This is a genomic window from Vibrio navarrensis, from assembly GCF_000764325.1.
GTDB classification, from domain to species: domain Bacteria; phylum Pseudomonadota; class Gammaproteobacteria; order Enterobacterales; family Vibrionaceae; genus Vibrio; species Vibrio navarrensis.
This window is the reverse complement of the sequence record NZ_JMCG01000002.1, coordinates 373858-391470: the sequence shown is the minus strand read 5'-3', so window position 1 is coordinate 391470 and position 17613 is coordinate 373858. Positions and strand designations below refer to the sequence as shown.

The window sequence follows — 17613 nt, the reverse complement described above, 5'->3', positions numbered from 1 at the left end:
TTTACATCGTTGCTGAGTCTAATGGAGGCCGCATGAAGATTCAATAATAATGAGAATGATTCTCTATTGATTCGCTACTGGCTGAGTTTGCGATAAACCCGCAGCATAAAATCGGCTTCGCAATCAAAATGATGAGCCGATCTGAGCGCTTGGCGGAACTCGTCGCTGGCACGCCATGCGAATGGGGTCATTTGTAACAGATCAAATGCCTCTGCGCCGGAAAGCGTCATCATGTAGTTAAGCTTTTCTTGCTGTTGCAAGACAAAGCCTTCTATCTGCTCTGGCTCTTCATCGTGCAGTTTAACATCGGGGTAGATGTTTTCTTTGAATTGCACCAAATGGCGCGCTGCTGGAGTCACGGTGATCACCACGCCATTGTCTACCACGCAGCGAGCCAGTTCTTCCGCTTTGCATGGAGCATAGATGCGTAAAATGCCATCGAAAGCGTGGTCAGCAAAGGGGAGACGGTGGCTGGATGCGACACAGAAATGGCTGGACGGGTAGCGCTTGGCCGCAAAGCGAATTGCCACTTTCGAGATATCTAAACCATGTGTTGTGGCTTCGGCGTATTGCGCGCTTAAACTGCGTGCCACTTGGTCAGTGTAATAGCCTTCACCGCAGCCAATATCGAGCAGACGATGAGCACTGCCTTGCAAGAATGTTTGGCACAGCAGGGCCACTTTTTGCCGCATTGGGTCATAATGCCCACCTTCCAGAAAACGGCGACGTGCCTGCATCATCTCTTTGTTATCACCGGGATCTTTTGAGCGCTTATGGTGCGCGGGCATCAAATTGACATAGCCTTCTTTCGCCAAGTCAAAATGGTGGCGGTTAGCGCAATGAAATGTGCGATCCGTTTGTTGCAGAGCAAGGTGGCACAAAGGACACTGATAAGTCATGAAGACCTCAAAGGTGAGACAAAAACAGGCGGCTGAGTCTATCAAAAGCCACCTGTTTACACCAGTTTCAAGGGCAAGTTGCCCACCAATTCAAGTCGGCCAAGGGAGGATTACTTGGTGTGGTACTGCTCGCAGGCCAGCATGGTGTTCTCAATCAGGCTTGCTACCGTCATTGGGCCAACGCCACCCGGCACTGGGGTGATGAAACTGGCTTTTTCGCGCGCCTTGTTGTAATCGATATCGCCAACCAACTTGCCTGATTCTAGGCGGTTAATACCGACATCAATGACCACAGCACCTTCTTTGATCCATTCGCCAGGGATGAAGTTGGGTTTACCGACCGCAACCACCAGCAGATCGGCTTGGCGTACATGGCCTTCCAGATCTTTCGTAAAGCGGTGACATGTGGTGGTGGTGCAGCCAGCTAATAGCAGCTCAAGAGTCATTGGGCGGCCAACGATATTCGACGCGCCGACGATCACGGCATGCTTGCCATGAGTGGGAATGTTGTAGCGTTCAATCAAGGTCATGATGCCTTTGGGCGTACAAGAGCGAAGCTTTGGAATGCGCTGCGCCAAGCGACCGACATTATAAGGGTGGAAACCATCGACATCTTTTTCTGGGAGGATGCGCTCTAAAACCTGCGTCGTGTCAATGCCAGCAGGCAAAGGCAACTGAACCAGAATGCCATCAATCTGCGCATCATTATTGAGCTCGTCAATCAGCTCCAACAATGCTTTTTCAGAAGTTGAAGCCGGAAGATCAAAAGACTTGGAAACAAAACCGACTTCTTCACACGCACGGCGCTTACTACCGACATAAACTTGAGACGCCGGATCCTCGCCGACCAGTACCACAGCCAGTCCGGGAGCGCGTAAACCTGCCTCTACACGCGCTTTCACCCGCGCGGCCACTTCCGATCGAACAGTTTGAGATATGAGAGTTCCATCAATATTTTGAGCAGTCATGACTTTCCTTAAGAAATCAAATGGCAAAAATTCGCTGCGCATTGTCGCAAATTGTTAAATAAATATCTATACGCAAACGTTTGCCCTGTGGCGTTTTTAAGCAAACGCCTTGATTGACGGACTTTTTTTCGCCACTTAGAACAGAATGTCTAGAAAAGCCGTTGATTTACCGAAATGAACTCGTATAATCCTCTCCCTGTAGCGCGCCCTTAGCTCAGCTGGATAGAGCACGTCCCTTCTAAGGATGTGGTCGTAGGTTCGAATCCTACAGGGCGTGCCATTTATTTCGGGGCGTAGCAGGTTAGTACTTGCTACGCCCTTTTTCGTTTTCGAATGGGTAGCCAGACTACTCGTCAGTTCAGTTGACTCACTCTGCTGTTTGATAGCGCTTTCTTCTATTCGCCTCTCATACGATTTCTCTACTTTATTCTTACCTCATATATTTTTGCTAACTCATTAAACTATTTAAGAAAATTTTGATTTTCGTATCATATTTATACTCAACATTATGATTATCTCTGCTTAATTTATAAATTGATGCTGAGGTTAAAATGAGCATGAGGTTTTGTGAGAAATGTGCCAAGAAAACAGAACATAAAGAGATCATTAAGCAGAAGCCATCAAAGTATGGCAAAAGTCGAAAAGAGCAGTTTAAAGCATTTCTTGAAGGTTTCTTCTCTGGTGTTGCCAGCCCTGCCGGGGCGTCGCTGGATCTGATAGATCGATATGTGGTCTGCACACAATGCGGCCAGCGAAGCCTAGAAAATCATGGCAGCGAGTTCCAGTGAGTTAGGAATAAGAGAAGTCAATCTGTTGCACTGAATATGACATGGGCTGGCAATGGATTCTGCATTGCCAGCTTTGACGGCTTTCTATCTATAGATTATTTGCAATGCGGGCCCTGAACTGAAACGGCTTTTGCGTTGGAGTGGTTATCAAACTTGACGTTGATGCGAACGCCTGCCTTTTCAAAGACCACATCGTCGAAGTCGGTCATGGCGATTTTATAGCCGTTGTCGGCAAACAAGCTCGTTACTTTGGTTCGTTGCCTGATTTGCAGTGCAGAAGTTAGTAGTTTATCCATTTTTGTTAGCCTCGTTGTTTTGTCGCAAGCGTATAAGTCCCTTTAAGTCTAATATGATACTAGTTTATTAACAAATTTCTGCGGTGAATGTTTTAAGCGTATTTATGCAATAAATGGCGAATAGTTATGATTGAGTAGGTTTATTGAAGTCCATATTATGAATAAGGTATTTATTTGTGAGGCAGATCTACATCTAGGGCGTTTGCTTAGGAGGAGTAGTTTAAAAAGGTGACATAACTGGTTACAAAAACCAGCAAGCTGTGCTTTCAAGTGGGTCGACTTCATTGCAGTTTCCACTTAGGGCGAGTGTTGCCATCCAAACGAAAGTTTGGTTTCTGCCTCGGTTCCCTTTGTCTTGCTTTTGTCAGCAATGTCACCATAGTGTCAAATTGAACACTGCTCAATTGACTTTGTTTACCAAGAAAAATAGCATCCCGTTCGCTAAGTTATCCGATGGACTCCATGCCATCGATATCGTTTCACTTACTAGAGGTACAACAGAAACCTATGGACTCGTCGAGTAGTCGAATATCACAGTATGGTTTTTTCGAATGTTCGAAAATGCCAATGGTTTCTTGCTAGCCTGCCTGCTTTTTTAGCTGTTGCCGGGTAGTAAATATCCTTGGTGTCAGCGAACTCTTCCTGTTATTTCGTAAATTCCATACCGACTTTGTTTTATGCAAACGGCAAGGTTTTGTCGTGCGTAACGATTGACTGATGCTCACCGCAGTGAGCCGACAGGTCGTGCGCTGCTTATCGCTTTTTGTCGGGCCAATGTCCGGGCTAGAACGCGCGCAGCGTTGGGGTTTCTTTGTCCTGAGCTAACTCAGGAGAGATAACCATGACTACATTTCGCCATCATCGTATCACCGATGTAAAAAGCGCGCGTTTACCCGCAGTTCAAGCGCTACAAAGCCACATCAAACGTGAATTTTTTAGTGTCAGTAAGTACCTCACCGTTGGAGAGGTGATCACCATGCTGCGCGCCAATCCGGGTCTACCCACGGCGTTGCACATGGTGGTGCTTATCAACGACAAGGGTGAATACCAAGGGCTTGTGATCATGGCGCAGCTTATTACCGCGTGCACTTCACAGCCTGTCGCAGAACTTTGTCAGGGGGAGAGGCATTTCGCCAGCGCATTAGGCGATGCGCACTCTGCGGCGCGGCTTCTCTGCCAGAGCGTTTGGCCAGCTCTTCCGGTTCTTGATAGCTGCCATCGGGTGATGGGTGTGCTTGAACTGCCTCGCGCCCGAGCCATTTTGCGTCTTGATGGGACACAGCAGCCATCTTCAGCCAAACCAGCGAAAGGTTGGCAACGTCATATCCGCTTCTGGAAGTAAATTAGGGGAACTATCATGTCTATTTCTATCATGACTCAAGAGCTGATGGCTCTGCACATCAGCCAGCATCAAGCGGCAATGCAGCGTTTTGTTGCCCAGCATCCACTGGCGGATTGCGCTGAAGCGTTCTCTATGTTGCTGGATGAGCAGCAACTGCACAGCCAGGATGTTCGCGATCTACTGCGTTTACTGCCGCTAGACCAACAGGCGGCTTTGTTTGGCTATTTTTCTCTGCCTTGGCAGCAGGCCATCGCAGAGCAGTTGGCTGCTGATGAACTGGCTCATTTGAGTGAGCGTATGGCACACGATGAGCGGGCGGATCTGCTTGCGCTGCTTGAACCTACGCTCAAACAGCAAGTGCTGCAGCAGATGGATAGCCGTGAACGTCAGGATATCGAACGTCTTGCTTCTTATCCATCGGACTCGATTGGCGCGGTGATGACGACCGATTTTGCTGTCTTGGATGCAACGTTAACCATAGAAGAAGCGATGCACCACTTACGCAGCATTGCGGCGGAGCGGGAAACCATCTATCAAGCGTACGTGGTGGATGAGCAGCAAAAGCTGAAAGGGACTGTCTCGCTACGCGACATGCTGGTGGCGGAGCCTAGCCAGCGCATCGCTGACATTATGACGCAAGCCTTGATTTTCGTTTGGGTCGATGAACTTCAAAGTGTGGCGGCACAAGCGATCAGCAAGTACGACTTGTTGGCAATCCCAGTGCTTGACTTACAGAATCGCTTGGTTGGCATTGTCACCTATGATGACGCCATGGATGTGGCAGAAGATGAAGCCGATCGCCACGTTCATAAAGCGGGAGCGGTGGATTTTAGTGGCAATTTGAAAGACGCCACTATTGGTTTGATGTATCGCAAGCGGGTGTTTTGGCTGGTCCTTTTGGTGTTTGGTAACATTTTCTCCGGTGCCGGAATTGCCTACTTTGAAGACACGATTCAAACTTATGTCGCGCTGGTGTTCTTTTTACCTTTGTTAATCGATAGCGGCGGTAATGCGGGTTCTCAATCGGCTACCTTGATGGTGCGCGCTTTAGCTACCGGAGAAGTCGTGGCAAAAGACTGGGCTAAAATGCTCAGCAAAGAATTATTCATCTCAGCGCTGCTCGGAGTGACGATGGCATTGGCGGTCTCGCTGCTCGGTTTTTGGCGCGGCGGCGCAGAAATTGCGCTAGTGGTGGCGATCACCATGCAGATTGTGGTGATAGTGGGATCGGTGGTTGGTATGTCACTGCCATTTATTCTCAACAAATTGCGTTTTGACCCTGCGTCAGCCAGTGCGCCGTTGATCACCACCATTGCCGATGCCATCGGTGTCATCATCTATTTTTCGGTGGCGACCATGATCTTGGATTTTCCTCCAATGGCTTAAACGCCCGAACACAGGAGAGACAGCATGTGGAATATCCAAGTTTTTATTCTGCCCTTGCTGCTCGCGGCGGCGCTGGGGGCTCTGGTTGGTTTGGAGCGGCAGTGGCACCAACGTATGGCTGGGCTACGGACCAACGCATTAGTCTCCTTAGGCGCGGCCAGCTTCACCCTGATGTCGAGCATGATGGAGGGCGACGCGAGCCCGTCACGTGTTGCCGCGCAGGTAGTGTCTGGCATCGGCTTCTTAGGGGCAGGGGTTATCATGAAAGAGGGCGCGAACATTCGCGGCCTCAATACCGCGGCAACCTTGTGGTGCTCGGCAGCCGTAGGCGTCATGTGTGGCACCGGACTGTGGATCGGGGCCGTGGCGGTTGCGCTGATGATTTTACTCACCAACATGGCGCTGCGCCCCGTGGTGCGGGTGATCAATCAGCGACCTTTAGCGCAAGTGCAGCAAGTGGAATGCTGGTGGCAGTATCGATTGGAAGTGGTCTGCCGCGATGAGGACGAAGCGTACGTGCGTGCGCTACTGTTGCAGGGGATTTCCTCGGGTGCGCTTCAGCTACAAAAATTGGAGAGCGAGAATCAAGCAAATGAGAGCGTGACTTACTCACGCGTCATTTCTTCGGTTATTGCCAGCCAACGAAGCGATTCGCAGATTGAACGGGTGATTGGCCGGCTCAGCCTTGAACCATCCGTCTCTCTGGCGAGCTGGCAGGTAGCCGAGGTGTAGCGATTTTACCAGAGACTCACGCCACTAAGCTGGCGTGATGTTTCTCGCACTGTGACTGATAACCGTGCAGTTTGCTGAAAAGATCGGCATGATATCGCAATAACCATTCACCTCAACTGTTCAGGGAAGAGACATGAAAGACGAAACCCTTTCGATTCATTTTGGCTATGAGACCGATCCAACCACCAAATCTGTCGCGACGCCGATCTATCAAACCGTTGCGTATGAGTTTGACAACGCTCAGCATGGCGCAGATCTGTTTAACCTTGCTGTACCCGGCAACATTTACACGCGTATTATGAACCCCACCAATGATGTGTTGGAAAAACGCATGGCGGCATTGGAAGGCGGGATCGCCGGTTTAGTCGTGAGTGCTGGCAGTGCAGCGATTCACTATGCCATTCTGACTTTGGCTCAAGCGGGGGACAATATTGTCTCCACGCCGCAGCTCTATGGTGGCACCTATACCTTGTTCGCACACATGCTGCCGAACATGGGCATTGAAGTGCGCTTTGCCAAAGACGACCAACCAGAAAGTTTGGCAGCGCTTATCGATGACAAAACCAAAGCCGTCTACTGTGAAAGTATTGGTAACCCGGCTGGCAACATTATTGATCTGGAAAAAGTGGCGCAATTGGCTCACGCGCAGGGGGTGCCTGTGATTGTCGACAATACCGTCGCAACGCCAGCGATCTGTAAACCGATTGAGTTTGGTGCTGACATCGTGGTGCACTCGCTGACCAAATACGTCGGCGGTCACGGTACGACGCTTGGCGGCATTATTATTGATTCCGGCAAATTCCCTTGGGCACAGCATAAAGATCGTTTTCCGGTGTTCAATCAACCAGAGCCTTCTTACCACGGCGTGGTTTATACCGAAGCCTTTGGCCCGGCAGCGTTTATTGGCCGTGCTCGCACTGTGCCACTGCGCAATACGGGCTCGGCGCTCTCGCCAATGAACGCGTTTATGTTGCTACAAGGGCTGGAAACGCTCTCCCTGCGTATGGAGCGCCATACCGAGAATGCAATGAAAGTCGCACAGTTTTTAAGTGAGCACGACAAAGTGAGTTGGGTTAGCTACGCGGGGCTGCCAAGCTCCAAACACTACCCATTGGCGGAGAAATACATGAAAGGCAAACCGTCAGCGATTCTCTCCTTTGGCCTCAAAGACGGTTACGAGGCTGGGGTGCGTTTTTACGATGCACTGAAGATTTTCAAACGCTTAGTAAATATTGGTGATGCGAAATCACTGGCTTGCCATCCTGCCTCGACCACGCATCGCCAGCTAAGTGAAGCAGAGCAAAAACAAGCGGGTGTCGCGCCGGAGATGATCCGTTTGTCGGTGGGTATTGAACATATTGACGACATTCTGGCCGATCTAGAACAAGCGCTAAACGCTTAACCATCAGGATTTCACACTTACAGAGGTCAGCTTTCGCTGGCCTTTTTTATCAGAGAAATCGTTTGGGAAAGATGAATGGTTTTGGCGAGATGAACGCAAGCGAGCCAAAAATTCTCTCTCGCCACTTTAGGTATCTTGAGGATCGATGCACAAAGTAGCGAGAGAGAAAATGGTTAGAACTGTGCTTTAATCCAGATCATCCGATGGTCAGAAGAGACGTCTTTTCCGTTACCGTACTTGCCGATACGAGCATCATTAAATAAGGCGCGACCCGCTTCATAGGAAGCTGGCCAGTAGATACCAGAGTCAACAATGTTCAAGGTCGCCGACGGCATAGCGTAATCGACGCCAAGGCCAAAGGTTGATGAAATACGATTCGGGTACGGATGGTTTACCGCTTTATCGACCGCATGCTCTGCGGCACCAAAGCTGGTGGGGTACAATTCACCATTCATTACTTTTTGGTTCAGCAATGGATCAGCGTGCAGATCTTTCATCACCTGACTGATGCCGTCGCCCGCAACGGGATCGAGGTTGAGATCGCCCATGATGACAAAATGTGAGCCAGTTTTCAGGCCGCCATTCTTACCAGCATCGTCGTAGAAGTAGGCTTTATCTTGCACATAGTCATGCCAAAATGCGACTTCAGCCGCGTTCTGTGCTTTGTTCTTGCCCGGGTCAAACACCGGAGGCGTTGGGTGAGAGAGCAGTAGGTGCACGACTTGATTGCCGTGGGCCGTTGGAATAATGATTGGTGCGTCGACGTGGTTTTTCGACGACAACCGCACTTGTTGCCACTCATCATCGCTGTACCAGTTATCACCGCACTTCATACCCGCAGGGATAGTTTGAGAGCCGTCACAAATGGTGATGGTAGGAATTTGCGCGCCTTGCATGTCTTTCCATTTAAAGGTTTGGAAGGTGCGTGTGTTGGCATTATCTATTTCAAATTTAGACATCAAAGCAAACGCGTATTGGCCGTGATACAAACCAAATCCCCATGCATCGCCCGGCATTTGACCCGCAGCGCCGTTGTTATCCAAGTCAAATTCGCTCAGCAGACCAGTATTCGTGGCGTAAGACTGCGCAAAAGGATACTCAATGGGTTCCAGCTCTGCACTGCCACCAGCACCTTGTAAACTCTGCGCTACCGATAAGTAGTTGTTTTGAAATCCGATCAGCGCCGATTTATCTTCGCCTGTTCCGTCGTTATTGTACTCTGCCATCATCAGCACATCGGGGCGATTTTTCTGGATGATTGCCGCCACATTACGGATCTGGATGACTTTTTCTGCGGTGGTTTTCTCGTTGTCAGCAATACTGCCGTCAAGATACGCCGTGACCAATTGGGTTTGTTTGCTTGGTGAAATTTGCATCTCATTGACCAGATCGGCAAAGGTGGCTCGATCAAAGGAGAGATTGTACGTAGCAATTTTGACCGTGGTCGGTTGTACGTCAACGTATTTTGTTTCTTCACCACAACCAGTCAGTAACGCGCTACCGATGAGTAGGGCAAGGGGAGTAAGTAGAGTTTTCATAGCCATGGAATCTCGTTGGTAATAATTGAGGCGAATACTATATTGATCAATAACTTGAGTAAGAGATTCGGTTCACACAAACACTCACCAAATTACATTGATTGACAGTAAATGTGTGATTAATGCCAAATTGGCATCACTTCCAACAGAAATTGAGCACGTTAAGAAGCAGGATGCTGAGTTAAAACCCTAGGCGTAATCGCTTAGGGTTTTTGTTATGGTTGAGATGGAGTCGTGCTTAAGCGAGAATTACGCCTGACGGATAAATTGGCTCACTCTCTCGGTGAGCCGCTGTTTCTCTTCAGGGCTGATAAAGCTGGCTTCAATCGCATTGAGGCTAAACTGGGCCAGCTCTTGTTTAGTCACGGGATGTGCGTTGGCGACGGCCAGAAAATTATCGCTCATGTAGCCGCCGAAATAGGCAGGATCATCCGAGTTTAGGGTAACGCACAAACCTTGGCGCAGTAAATCGACCACATTGTGCTGCTCCATGTTCTCTACCACTTTCAATTTCAGATTCGATAGCGGACAAACGGTTAGCGGCATTCGACTTTGGATGAGCCTTGCCACTAATGCAGGGTCCTCAACACAGCGCACGCCATGGTCAACCCGCTGTACTTTAAGCAATTCCATCGCGTTTTTCACATTCAGTGCCGGGCCTTCCTCACCAGCATGAGCAACGGCTAGAAAACTGGCTTCATGGGCTTTGGCAAATACCCGCGCAAACTTTTCGGGCGGATTGCCTTGCTCTGAAGAGTCTAAACCGACCGCGATGATTTTATCCTTGAAGGGCAGAGCCTGTTCTAACGTCGCTAGGGCGTCCTCTTCGCTCAAATGGCGCAGAAAACACATAATCAATTGGCTGGAAATGCCTAACTCGTGCTTAGCTTGAGTAAGGGCGCGATGAATGCCATTGACCACCGTTTCAAAGGCAATACCACGCGCGGTGTGGGTCTGCGGGTCGAAGAAGATTTCGCTATGCAGGACATTATCTTGCTGGCAACGTAGCAGATAAGCCCAAGTTAAATCAAAGAAATCTTGTTCGTGAATCAGAACATTGGCGCCTTGATAATAGATATCGAGAAAAGACTGCAAGTTAGAAAACTGGTACGCCTCGCGCACTTCATTTGGCGATGCATAGGGAATGGCAATCTGGTTACGCGTGGCCAGCTCAAACATCAGTTCGGGCTCGAGGGTACCTTCAATGTGCAGATGCAGTTCGACTTTCGGCAGTTGCTCAATAAATTGTTTCATATATCACTCTTAATCAAAAAGTTACGATTAAGCGCCATTCACCTTGAACAGAAAATCCTACAAAGAGAAAAGCGAATAATCACTTTACTCTTCGTAATCAGAACTTTACGGATCCTGGTAGAGACCCCCACACCCTATTAGTGGGGTTATACGAAGCAAATTGTCATTTCGCCCGCGTGCGGTGCAAAAACGTGCCTCGAATAATAACCAATAGTCGAGAAAAGTCCACTGTTCCACTGCCAGCCAACACTTCATGCCCTTGCAGGCTATAGAGCGAGCGTTGTGTGACTCAAACAGCGATATGCGTAACCGCACTTAGGTATAGTCGGTTTTATTTATCACCTAGGGGCAATGATGAAGAAAAACAAATGGTTAAAAAGAACGTGTTTGAGTGCCGTTCTGGGAATGGGCGCGGTCATTGTGCATGCCAGTGCCGCGTCCCTTTCGTTACCAGATGGTGAGCAATGGCTGGCGCATGCCAAGCAGGGGTTAGCGCCTTATTGGATGATGCCGAGTGCCCGAGGGGAGCCAGAGGGTAATTTCCCCACCTTTCGTTGCGACGATGGACAGTTGCTGGATGTGAAACGCGTTTGCGCCGAGCTCAATTATGGTTGGATAACCCCGCATTTTGGCCGCGAGTACACGCGGATGAAATCGCGGCAAACCTATGCGTACGGGGTGCTTTTTCATCTCACTGGCGATCCTGAGGCGCTCAAGCTCGCGCGTCAGGGTGCGAAGTATTTAATCGAAGAGCTGCAAGATAAGGAGCATGGCGGCTTTATCAGCTTCACTCAGGAGGGTAAGGCTGGGCTTGAGTGGCAACAGCGCACTTCGCAAGATCAAGCGTATGCTTTGGTCGGGCTGGCGATGCTCTATTATCTTACTCGCGACGCGCAAATTGAGTCGGTGTTGATCCAGCAGCAGCGCTTTATTTTTGATAAGTATCGTTTACCCGATGGCAAGGGACTCGCTTGGGTGCTGGAAGATGGCGATGAACAAAGTGCCAAGCAACGTGAGCTGGTCGCACAGCTTGATCAGATCAATGGCTATCTACTGCTGGTTGCTCCGCTACTCCCAGAACCGCATAAAAGCCGCTGGCTAGAGGATCTCAATTGGCTGACACAAGTGATGCTAAGCCACTATTACTCGGCTGAGGAACAGCGTTTCTATGGAGCAATTCATCATAAAGCGGTGATGATGCAAAGCGCGAAGCACAACGATTTCGGTCATACCATTAAAGCGTATTGGATGACCTATCTGAGTGGACAAAAACTGGGCAATGCAGCTTGGCAGACGCTCGCGCGTCAAGGCATGCAGCATACATTGCAGCAAGCGCAATACGCACCGAATTGGGCGGATATTGCACCTTGGGTCCCACCAGCGTTGCAAGCTAAATGGAAAGGGCAGCAAGTGTTGAGTTGGCGCAGTCGTCCGGGCAACAATGGGATTTCTTCCTGGGAATGGGCCGAATTGGACCAAGCGGCGATGACGCTGGCGTTACTCGATGGCAACGTCCCCGAAGTACTGTATTACACCTTGCCAAGTTATATGCAGATTTGGGTTGATCCTCGTTTTGGCGGCGTGGGCCTCAACCCTCAATCCACCAAGGCTTTTCACTGGGGCAACGCCTATCATCAATTTGAACATGCATTGGTTGGATACCTTTTTAGCCAGCAGATGAGCAATAAGCCAGTTACGCTCTACTACGCGATGGACAAGGCGCAAGCAGAGCACCTCGCGCCTTATTATTTCAACGCGGATGTCCAACAAGTTGAAAGCCTGCCTAATGCGGCAGGGCTACCACGTATTAAAGTGCAGTTTACGTCGTTAAAACCATGAGCGCTTAAGATTAGGAATGAGAAAAGGGCAGGAGAACTGCCCTTGTTGGAGAAAGAGTTAGTGGAAAAAGCTCACTTGCTGCTTGAGTGAGTCGGCTTGCTTTTGCAACTCATTGGCACTCTGCGCCGTTTGCGCGCTGGTCGCTTTGCTCTCGAGGTTGAGTTCGCTAATCGTATGAGCACTGGCGGCGATCTCTTGGGATACTTGTGCCTGCTCTTCAGCGGTGGCAGCAATCGTATCAGCCTGCGCTGCAATCGCATGAATTTGCTCAGCAATCGCTTCTAGCGCTGAACCTGCCTCTTGCGCTTTATCCAAGACTTGATTGGCGTTGCTTTGACTTTGGGTCATCAAATTTACTGCGTTGACGGTTGAGGCTTTGAGCTTGGCGATAATGGATACGACCTCTTTGACGGACATTTGCGTGCGGTGCGCCAAGGTGCGAACCTCATCGGCGACGACCGCGAAACCGCGCCCTTGTTCACCCGCCCGCGCTGCTTCGATGGCCGCATTGAGTGCTAACAAGTTCGTTTGTTCGGCAATTTCATCGATCATGCGTGTCACGGTTTGGATGCTTTCGCTATCGACATTGACCTGCTCAATGGCCGCGGCAGAACGGTCTAATTGGTCATTGAGCTCGGCAACATCAATACACACACCTTCCACCATATTTAAACCGGATTGGCTGTCATCATTCGCTAGGCGCACGTTTTCTGCAATGCTTTCAACTTGTTGGGCGACGCTCTGCGCCGAGCTCGCCATCTCCTCGATTGCGGTTACCACTTGCTCTACTTGCTGTTGCTGGTTTTCAGATTGTGCCAGATTTTGCTGCGCATCTTTGGCCACGCTGCTTGAGGCGCTATGCACCGTATCGGCGGTAGCGCGGATCTGACTGACCAAACTGTTCAACTGCGAAGCCATGGCGGATGCTCCGTTGTTGAGCTTGGTAATTTCGTTGTTTGAGTTTTTCTCGGTGACGGGAATATCAAGGCTCACTTCACCTTGGCTTAAACGCGCCATGTAACCACTGAGGATAACGAGTGGTTTAAGATTACGATTGAGGGAAATCGTTACCATCACAAAGGTGGCCACCGCAACGGCGGATGCGGTCAGAGCAATCAGCATCAGCAAGTCTTTGCTGCCTTTGGTCACTTCGGCAACAAAGGTGCCGCCAAGCAGTTTCCAGTTCCATCCGGGGACCTCAGTAAAGACTAGATATTTATCTCCCGTTGTACCTTCATACTCGTATGGGTAGGTGATCAAGCCACTTTGTGTGGTGAAAATTTGTTTGAAAGGTTGCTTGCCTTGAGCGTCGACCATTTCTGTAATCGATGGGTCGTCACTGTTTTTACTCGGATGCAGTAAGTATTTCCCTTGATTTTGTTGGTCATTGTCGACCACGACGGTGTAACCGCTGTCTCCCCATTTGATGTTGCTTAGTGAGTTAAACAGATCTTGCGCTACTTTTTCTACTGGTAAGCCGATAAAGGAAATCCCTTTGATACGTCCCAAACTGTCTTTTATTGGTGCGTAATAGGTGATGTAGGTTTCGCCAAACAGCTTGACCTGAGCATAGTATGGCTGGCCGCTGCGCAGTTTTTGATAACCGGGGTGGCTCTGTCCTAACTGGGTGCCAACCACGCGTTGGCCTGACGGGTTTTTCAGTGATGTGGAGACGCGAATAAAATCGTCGTTGAGCGGAGCAAAAATGGTCGCTACGGCGCCGGTATCGCGGGTGAAGTTATCCACCACTTGAGTACTACCGATCAGGCTTTCACCAGCCAAACGAATATCGGCAATAGTGTGGCCTTGAAATTGAATCTGGCTGCCGTCGCTTGCGGCATCGGCGAGATAGCCATTGCGAAAGGTAGATTCCAGCACCTTTGCGGTATGCAAATAAGCATCGAATTGCCCGGAAATGGCTTTTGCCATCGATTCCACTCGTGTTTGGTGTTCACGTAAGGTGTTGTCTAACAAAAGTTGCGCTGCGTTGCGATAGACTAGCGTCGCGATACTGGTGAATGCCAGCAGCAGACATAGCGCGATAATCAGCCTGAGCTGAAATCCAACGCTATGATTTCTAAAGTTATTTATCATTATGGTAAGTTCCCGCTGTGATTAGTAGACTCTTCAAATGTCGTTATATGTTTAATGATTTATTTATTAAGAAGGGTGAATTTATTCGTTTGCGCGCCAAGGTGCTTTGATTCTTATTAATAAATCGATGGATTAAAATTGGTCAGTCTTGAGAAATGAGTGAATAGCGGGATAACAAAACAGCCGGGCTAGGCCGGCTGCTGAACTTATAGAGAGGAAATTGTCGTGCTGAGTTGGTGAGTTTCACCCGGTTGCAGCGTTTTACCTTGATCAATACTCGCTGCGTGCAGCGTCGATTCGACGCACAACATGGTTTGATAGCCGTTATCTGACATATCGGCCATGCCTTTGGCTCCTTCTGCCCACGGATTCCACAATACGGCTGAGTTGTGGCCTTGGTTCTCAACGCAAAAGGTACGCTCAAAAAGAGGATCTTTGACGAGGATTTGCGCTTCGGGCTGAGTGTAAACGCGATCAATGGTGTCGCTCAGTTTCAGGATTTTCTCACCTTGGCAAACCTGGCCTTGCAATAAGCTGTCGATATACTCTGCGCCCATGCCGGATATTTCCGTTTGACTAATGTCACCTACGTTTAGGTAGGTATGCAGTGCGCCAGAAAACGTCCAAGGTTTGTCATCAATGTTAGACACTTTCAGCGTCACGTTAAGCTGGTCGCCCACCTCTACGACCAAACGAGCATCAAACAGATAGGGCCAAATCTGATGGGTCTCTTCGCTGGCAAATAGACCTAATTCGACAATCACACCGCTTTGGTTTTCGCGATGTTCCAGCAACTGCCACTCAGTTGATCGGGCAAAACCGTGTGCTGGCGCGGCAATGCGGCCAAACCAAGGCCAACACACCGGGATCCCACCGCGTAGCGCCGCTTTGCCGTCAAAGATCGCCTTGTCACTCATCCAAATCAAATCTTTTTGGCCTTGAGGCGCAAAAGAAACCACGTGGCCGCCATGCAAAGCGATGCCTGCGCTCGCTTTTTCGTGCATGACACGGACAATTTTCACTTGATCGACTTCGACGATGGTCACGCAATCGGATAGCACCGTAAGAGCAGGAAGGTTTTTGAGTTCCATCTGTATATCCTTAAAAATCAGCTTCTAAAGATAAGATTTGCCAAAATCAAATGTCGAATTGCTGTGTTGAATCGTCAGCAATAGCCTAACTGAAATTGGCATTCACAAATCTCTGATACTAAAAAGGCGACCTAAGGGTCGCCTTTTTGTCTAACGAAAGTTTTCGTTAATCACTTTTAAATCTAAGAATTACTTAGAGATGTGAGCAATTAGGTCTAGAACTTTGTTTGAGTAACCGATTTCGTTGTCGTACCAAGATACAACTTTAACGAATTTGTCAGTTAGTGCGATACCCGCTTTAGCATCGAATACTGAAGTTTGAACTTCACCAATGAAGTCTTGAGATACCACTTCGTCTTCAGTGTAGCCAAGCACGCCTTTCAGTTCGCCTTCAGAAGCTGCTTTCATTGCTTTACAGATGTCAGCGTAAGAAGCCGCTTTTTGTAGGTTAACAGTTAGGTCAACAACAGAAACGTTAGCAGTTGGTACGCGGAAAGCCATACCAGTCAGTTTGCCGTTTAGTTCTGGAAGAACAACGCCTACTGCTTTAGCTGCGCCAGTTGAAGATGGGATGATGTTCTGAGAAGCACCACGGCCACCGCGCCAGTCTTTAGCAGAAGGACCATCTACAGTTTTTTGAGTTGCTGTAGTTGCGTGAACTGTTGTCATCAGACCAGACTCGATACCAAAGTTGTCGTTAAGAACTTTCGCGATAGGAGCCAGACAGTTAGTAGTACAAGAAGCGTTAGAAACGATGTCTTGACCAGCGTAAGAAGCGTGGTTAACGCCCATTACGAACATTGGAGTAGCGTCTTTAGAAGGACCAGTTAGAACAACTTTCTTCGCGCCAGCTTCGATGTGTTTACGAGCAGTTTCGTCAGTTAGGAATAGACCAGTTGCTTCTGCAACTACGTCAACACCGATTTCGTCCCACTTAAGGTCTGCTGGGTTACGCTCTGCAGTTACACGTACAGTTTTGCCGTTAACGATTAGGTTACCGCCTTCAACTGCTACAGTACCGTTGAAACGGCCGTGAGTTGAGTCGTACTTCAGCATGTAAGCCATGTAATCTACGTCGATAAGGTCGTTGATACCTACAACTTCGATGTCAGCGCGCTCTTGCGCTGCACGGAAAACGAAACGACCGATACGGCCAAAACCGTTAATACCTACTTTGATAGTCATTATAGTTGCTCCACAACTTAATTTCTGATTAAAGATAACTGGTAGTAAAATTACAGAATCCAGTAAACATCTGCAAGTGATAATCGGACTTAACTTGTTTAAAGTCAAAAAAAAGCGTCGCTTTTTTTAACAATTCATCGCAAATGCTCGTTTTTTAAACTTCGAACTGATTATTCTACTCGCCAGTTGGCGTAAAATAACTCAGGAGTCAGGGACTCCTGACCCATTTTGAAACTCGGGACACTATGGTGAAAAAGTATGTGCTACAACTTTAATGTTCCGCAAGTTTTTTGCAAAAAAACTCCACAGCACAACGGAAAAATAAGGAAAACGATAACGTGGTATCAGACGAAAAAAACGTGGTGAAGTCAGACCAGCAGTGGCGTGAGCTGCTCTCCGAGGAAGAGTATTATGTCTGTCGGCAACAGGGAACGGAGCCACCTTTTAGCGGCAAACTACTGCACAACAAAGAGACGGGAGAATATGTGTGTACGTGCTGTCAAACGCCGCTGTTCTCATCACTCAACAAGTATGACTCTGGTTGTGGTTGGCCAAGTTTTGATGCACCGATCAATGACCAAGCCATTCGCTATTTAGAAGACTTAAGTCACGGAATGAGGCGAGTTGAAATACGTTGTGCCGCCTGTGATAGTCATCTGGGGCACGTTTTTCCCGACGGTCCGGCAACCACTGGCGAGCGTTTTTGTGTCAATTCTGTGTCGTTAATTTTCAACAAAATGGCAACGAATGACGAATAATTCAGCAGAATATGTTAGCTGATTTCATCAGATCTTAGCTT

The 17613-nt window shown here is 48.8% G+C and carries 15 protein-coding genes, 1 tRNA gene and 1 riboswitch; of the genes, 8 read left to right on the top strand and 8 right to left on the bottom strand.

The genetic code is table 11. From position 1 onward, the window contains the following. Window positions 1-74: 74 nt before the first annotated feature. The gene (gene rlmA, locus EA26_RS16105) at window positions 75-899 is read right to left on the bottom strand and encodes a 23S rRNA (guanine(745)-N(1))-methyltransferase (protein ID WP_039430039.1); all 825 of its coding nucleotides are present in this window, start codon (window positions 897-899) and stop codon (window positions 75-77) included. Window positions 900-1009: 110 nt separating this feature from the next. After that, on the bottom strand, window positions 1010-1867 hold the full coding sequence (gene folD, locus EA26_RS16100; RefSeq protein WP_039430037.1) for a bifunctional methylenetetrahydrofolate dehydrogenase/methenyltetrahydrofolate cyclohydrolase FolD: 858 nt from the start codon (window positions 1865-1867) through the stop codon (window positions 1010-1012). 203 nt (window positions 1868-2070) lie between these two features. On the opposite strand from folD, the gene EA26_RS16095 reads away from it, so the two are divergent. Together EA26_RS16095 and EA26_RS16090 are read left to right on the top strand one after the other, a co-directional pair. After that, window positions 2071-2147 (top strand) — tRNA-Arg (locus tag EA26_RS16095). A 271-nt stretch (window positions 2148-2418) separates the two neighbouring features. Then, window positions 2419-2655 (top strand): hypothetical protein, encoded by a 237-nt coding sequence (locus EA26_RS16090; RefSeq protein ID WP_039430035.1) that lies wholly within the window; start codon window positions 2419-2421, stop codon window positions 2653-2655. Between the two features lie 95 nt (window positions 2656-2750). Here EA26_RS16090 and EA26_RS16085 read toward each other — a convergent pair whose 3' ends face one another. Beyond that, window positions 2751-2951, bottom strand: coding sequence for a hypothetical protein (locus EA26_RS16085; protein ID WP_039430032.1), 201 nt, complete (start codon window positions 2949-2951; stop codon window positions 2751-2753). Between the two features lie 841 nt (window positions 2952-3792). On the opposite strand from EA26_RS16085, the gene EA26_RS16080 reads away from it, so the two are divergent. From EA26_RS16080 to EA26_RS16065, 4 genes are all read left to right on the top strand, one after another. Continuing rightward, window positions 3793-4293 (top strand): magnesium transporter, encoded by a 501-nt coding sequence (locus tag EA26_RS16080; protein ID WP_039430030.1) that lies wholly within the window; start codon window positions 3793-3795, stop codon window positions 4291-4293. Window positions 4294-4308: 15 nt separating this feature from the next. After that, window positions 4309-5679 (top strand): magnesium transporter, encoded by a 1371-nt coding sequence (mgtE, locus tag EA26_RS16075; RefSeq protein WP_039430027.1) that lies wholly within the window; start codon window positions 4309-4311, stop codon window positions 5677-5679. A 24-nt stretch (window positions 5680-5703) separates the two neighbouring features. Then, window positions 5704-6411: an MgtC/SapB family protein gene (locus EA26_RS16070; protein ID WP_039430025.1), complete on the top strand. Its 708-nt coding sequence runs from the start codon at window positions 5704-5706 to the stop codon at window positions 6409-6411. Window positions 6412-6544: 133 nt separating this feature from the next. After that, on the top strand, window positions 6545-7813 hold the full coding sequence (locus tag EA26_RS16065; RefSeq protein ID WP_039430023.1) for an O-acetylhomoserine aminocarboxypropyltransferase/cysteine synthase family protein: 1269 nt from the start codon (window positions 6545-6547) through the stop codon (window positions 7811-7813). A gap of 173 nt (window positions 7814-7986) precedes the next feature. Here the strand turns inward: EA26_RS16065 and EA26_RS16060 are convergent, their stop codons facing one another. Together EA26_RS16060 and EA26_RS16055 are read right to left on the bottom strand one after the other, a co-directional pair. Further along, window positions 7987-9351, bottom strand: coding sequence for an endonuclease/exonuclease/phosphatase family protein (locus tag EA26_RS16060; RefSeq protein WP_039431607.1), 1365 nt, complete (start codon window positions 9349-9351; stop codon window positions 7987-7989). A gap of 249 nt (window positions 9352-9600) precedes the next feature. Next, window positions 9601-10605, bottom strand: coding sequence for an adenosine deaminase (locus tag EA26_RS16055; RefSeq protein ID WP_039430021.1), 1005 nt, complete (start codon window positions 10603-10605; stop codon window positions 9601-9603). Between the two features lie 74 nt (window positions 10606-10679). Further along, window positions 10680-10779: riboswitch (purine riboswitch) on the bottom strand. A gap of 231 nt (window positions 10780-11010) precedes the next feature. Between EA26_RS16055 and EA26_RS16050 the strand changes: the two genes are divergently transcribed. After that, window positions 11011-12444 (top strand): AGE family epimerase/isomerase, encoded by a 1434-nt coding sequence (locus EA26_RS16050; protein WP_167772732.1) that lies wholly within the window; start codon window positions 11011-11013, stop codon window positions 12442-12444. A gap of 57 nt (window positions 12445-12501) precedes the next feature. Here the strand turns inward: EA26_RS16050 and EA26_RS16045 are convergent, their stop codons facing one another. From EA26_RS16045 to gap, 3 genes are all read right to left on the bottom strand, one after another. After that, window positions 12502-14538 carry a methyl-accepting chemotaxis protein gene (locus EA26_RS16045; protein ID WP_039430017.1) on the bottom strand — a complete coding sequence of 679 codons (2037 nt, stop codon included), beginning with the start codon at window positions 14536-14538 and terminating at the stop codon, window positions 12502-12504. A gap of 206 nt (window positions 14539-14744) precedes the next feature. Further along, the gene (locus EA26_RS16040) at window positions 14745-15629 is read right to left on the bottom strand and encodes a D-hexose-6-phosphate mutarotase (protein ID WP_039430014.1); all 885 of its coding nucleotides are present in this window, start codon (window positions 15627-15629) and stop codon (window positions 14745-14747) included. Between the two features lie 189 nt (window positions 15630-15818). Next, window positions 15819-16814 carry a type I glyceraldehyde-3-phosphate dehydrogenase gene (gene gap / locus EA26_RS16035; RefSeq protein WP_039430012.1) on the bottom strand — a complete coding sequence of 332 codons (996 nt, stop codon included), beginning with the start codon at window positions 16812-16814 and terminating at the stop codon, window positions 15819-15821. A gap of 338 nt (window positions 16815-17152) precedes the next feature. Here gap and msrB point away from each other — a divergent pair, with 338 nt between their 5' ends. Then, window positions 17153-17572: a peptide-methionine (R)-S-oxide reductase MsrB gene (gene msrB, locus EA26_RS16030; protein ID WP_152593331.1), complete on the top strand. Its 420-nt coding sequence runs from the start codon at window positions 17153-17155 to the stop codon at window positions 17570-17572. Window positions 17573-17613: the final 41 nt, after the last annotated feature.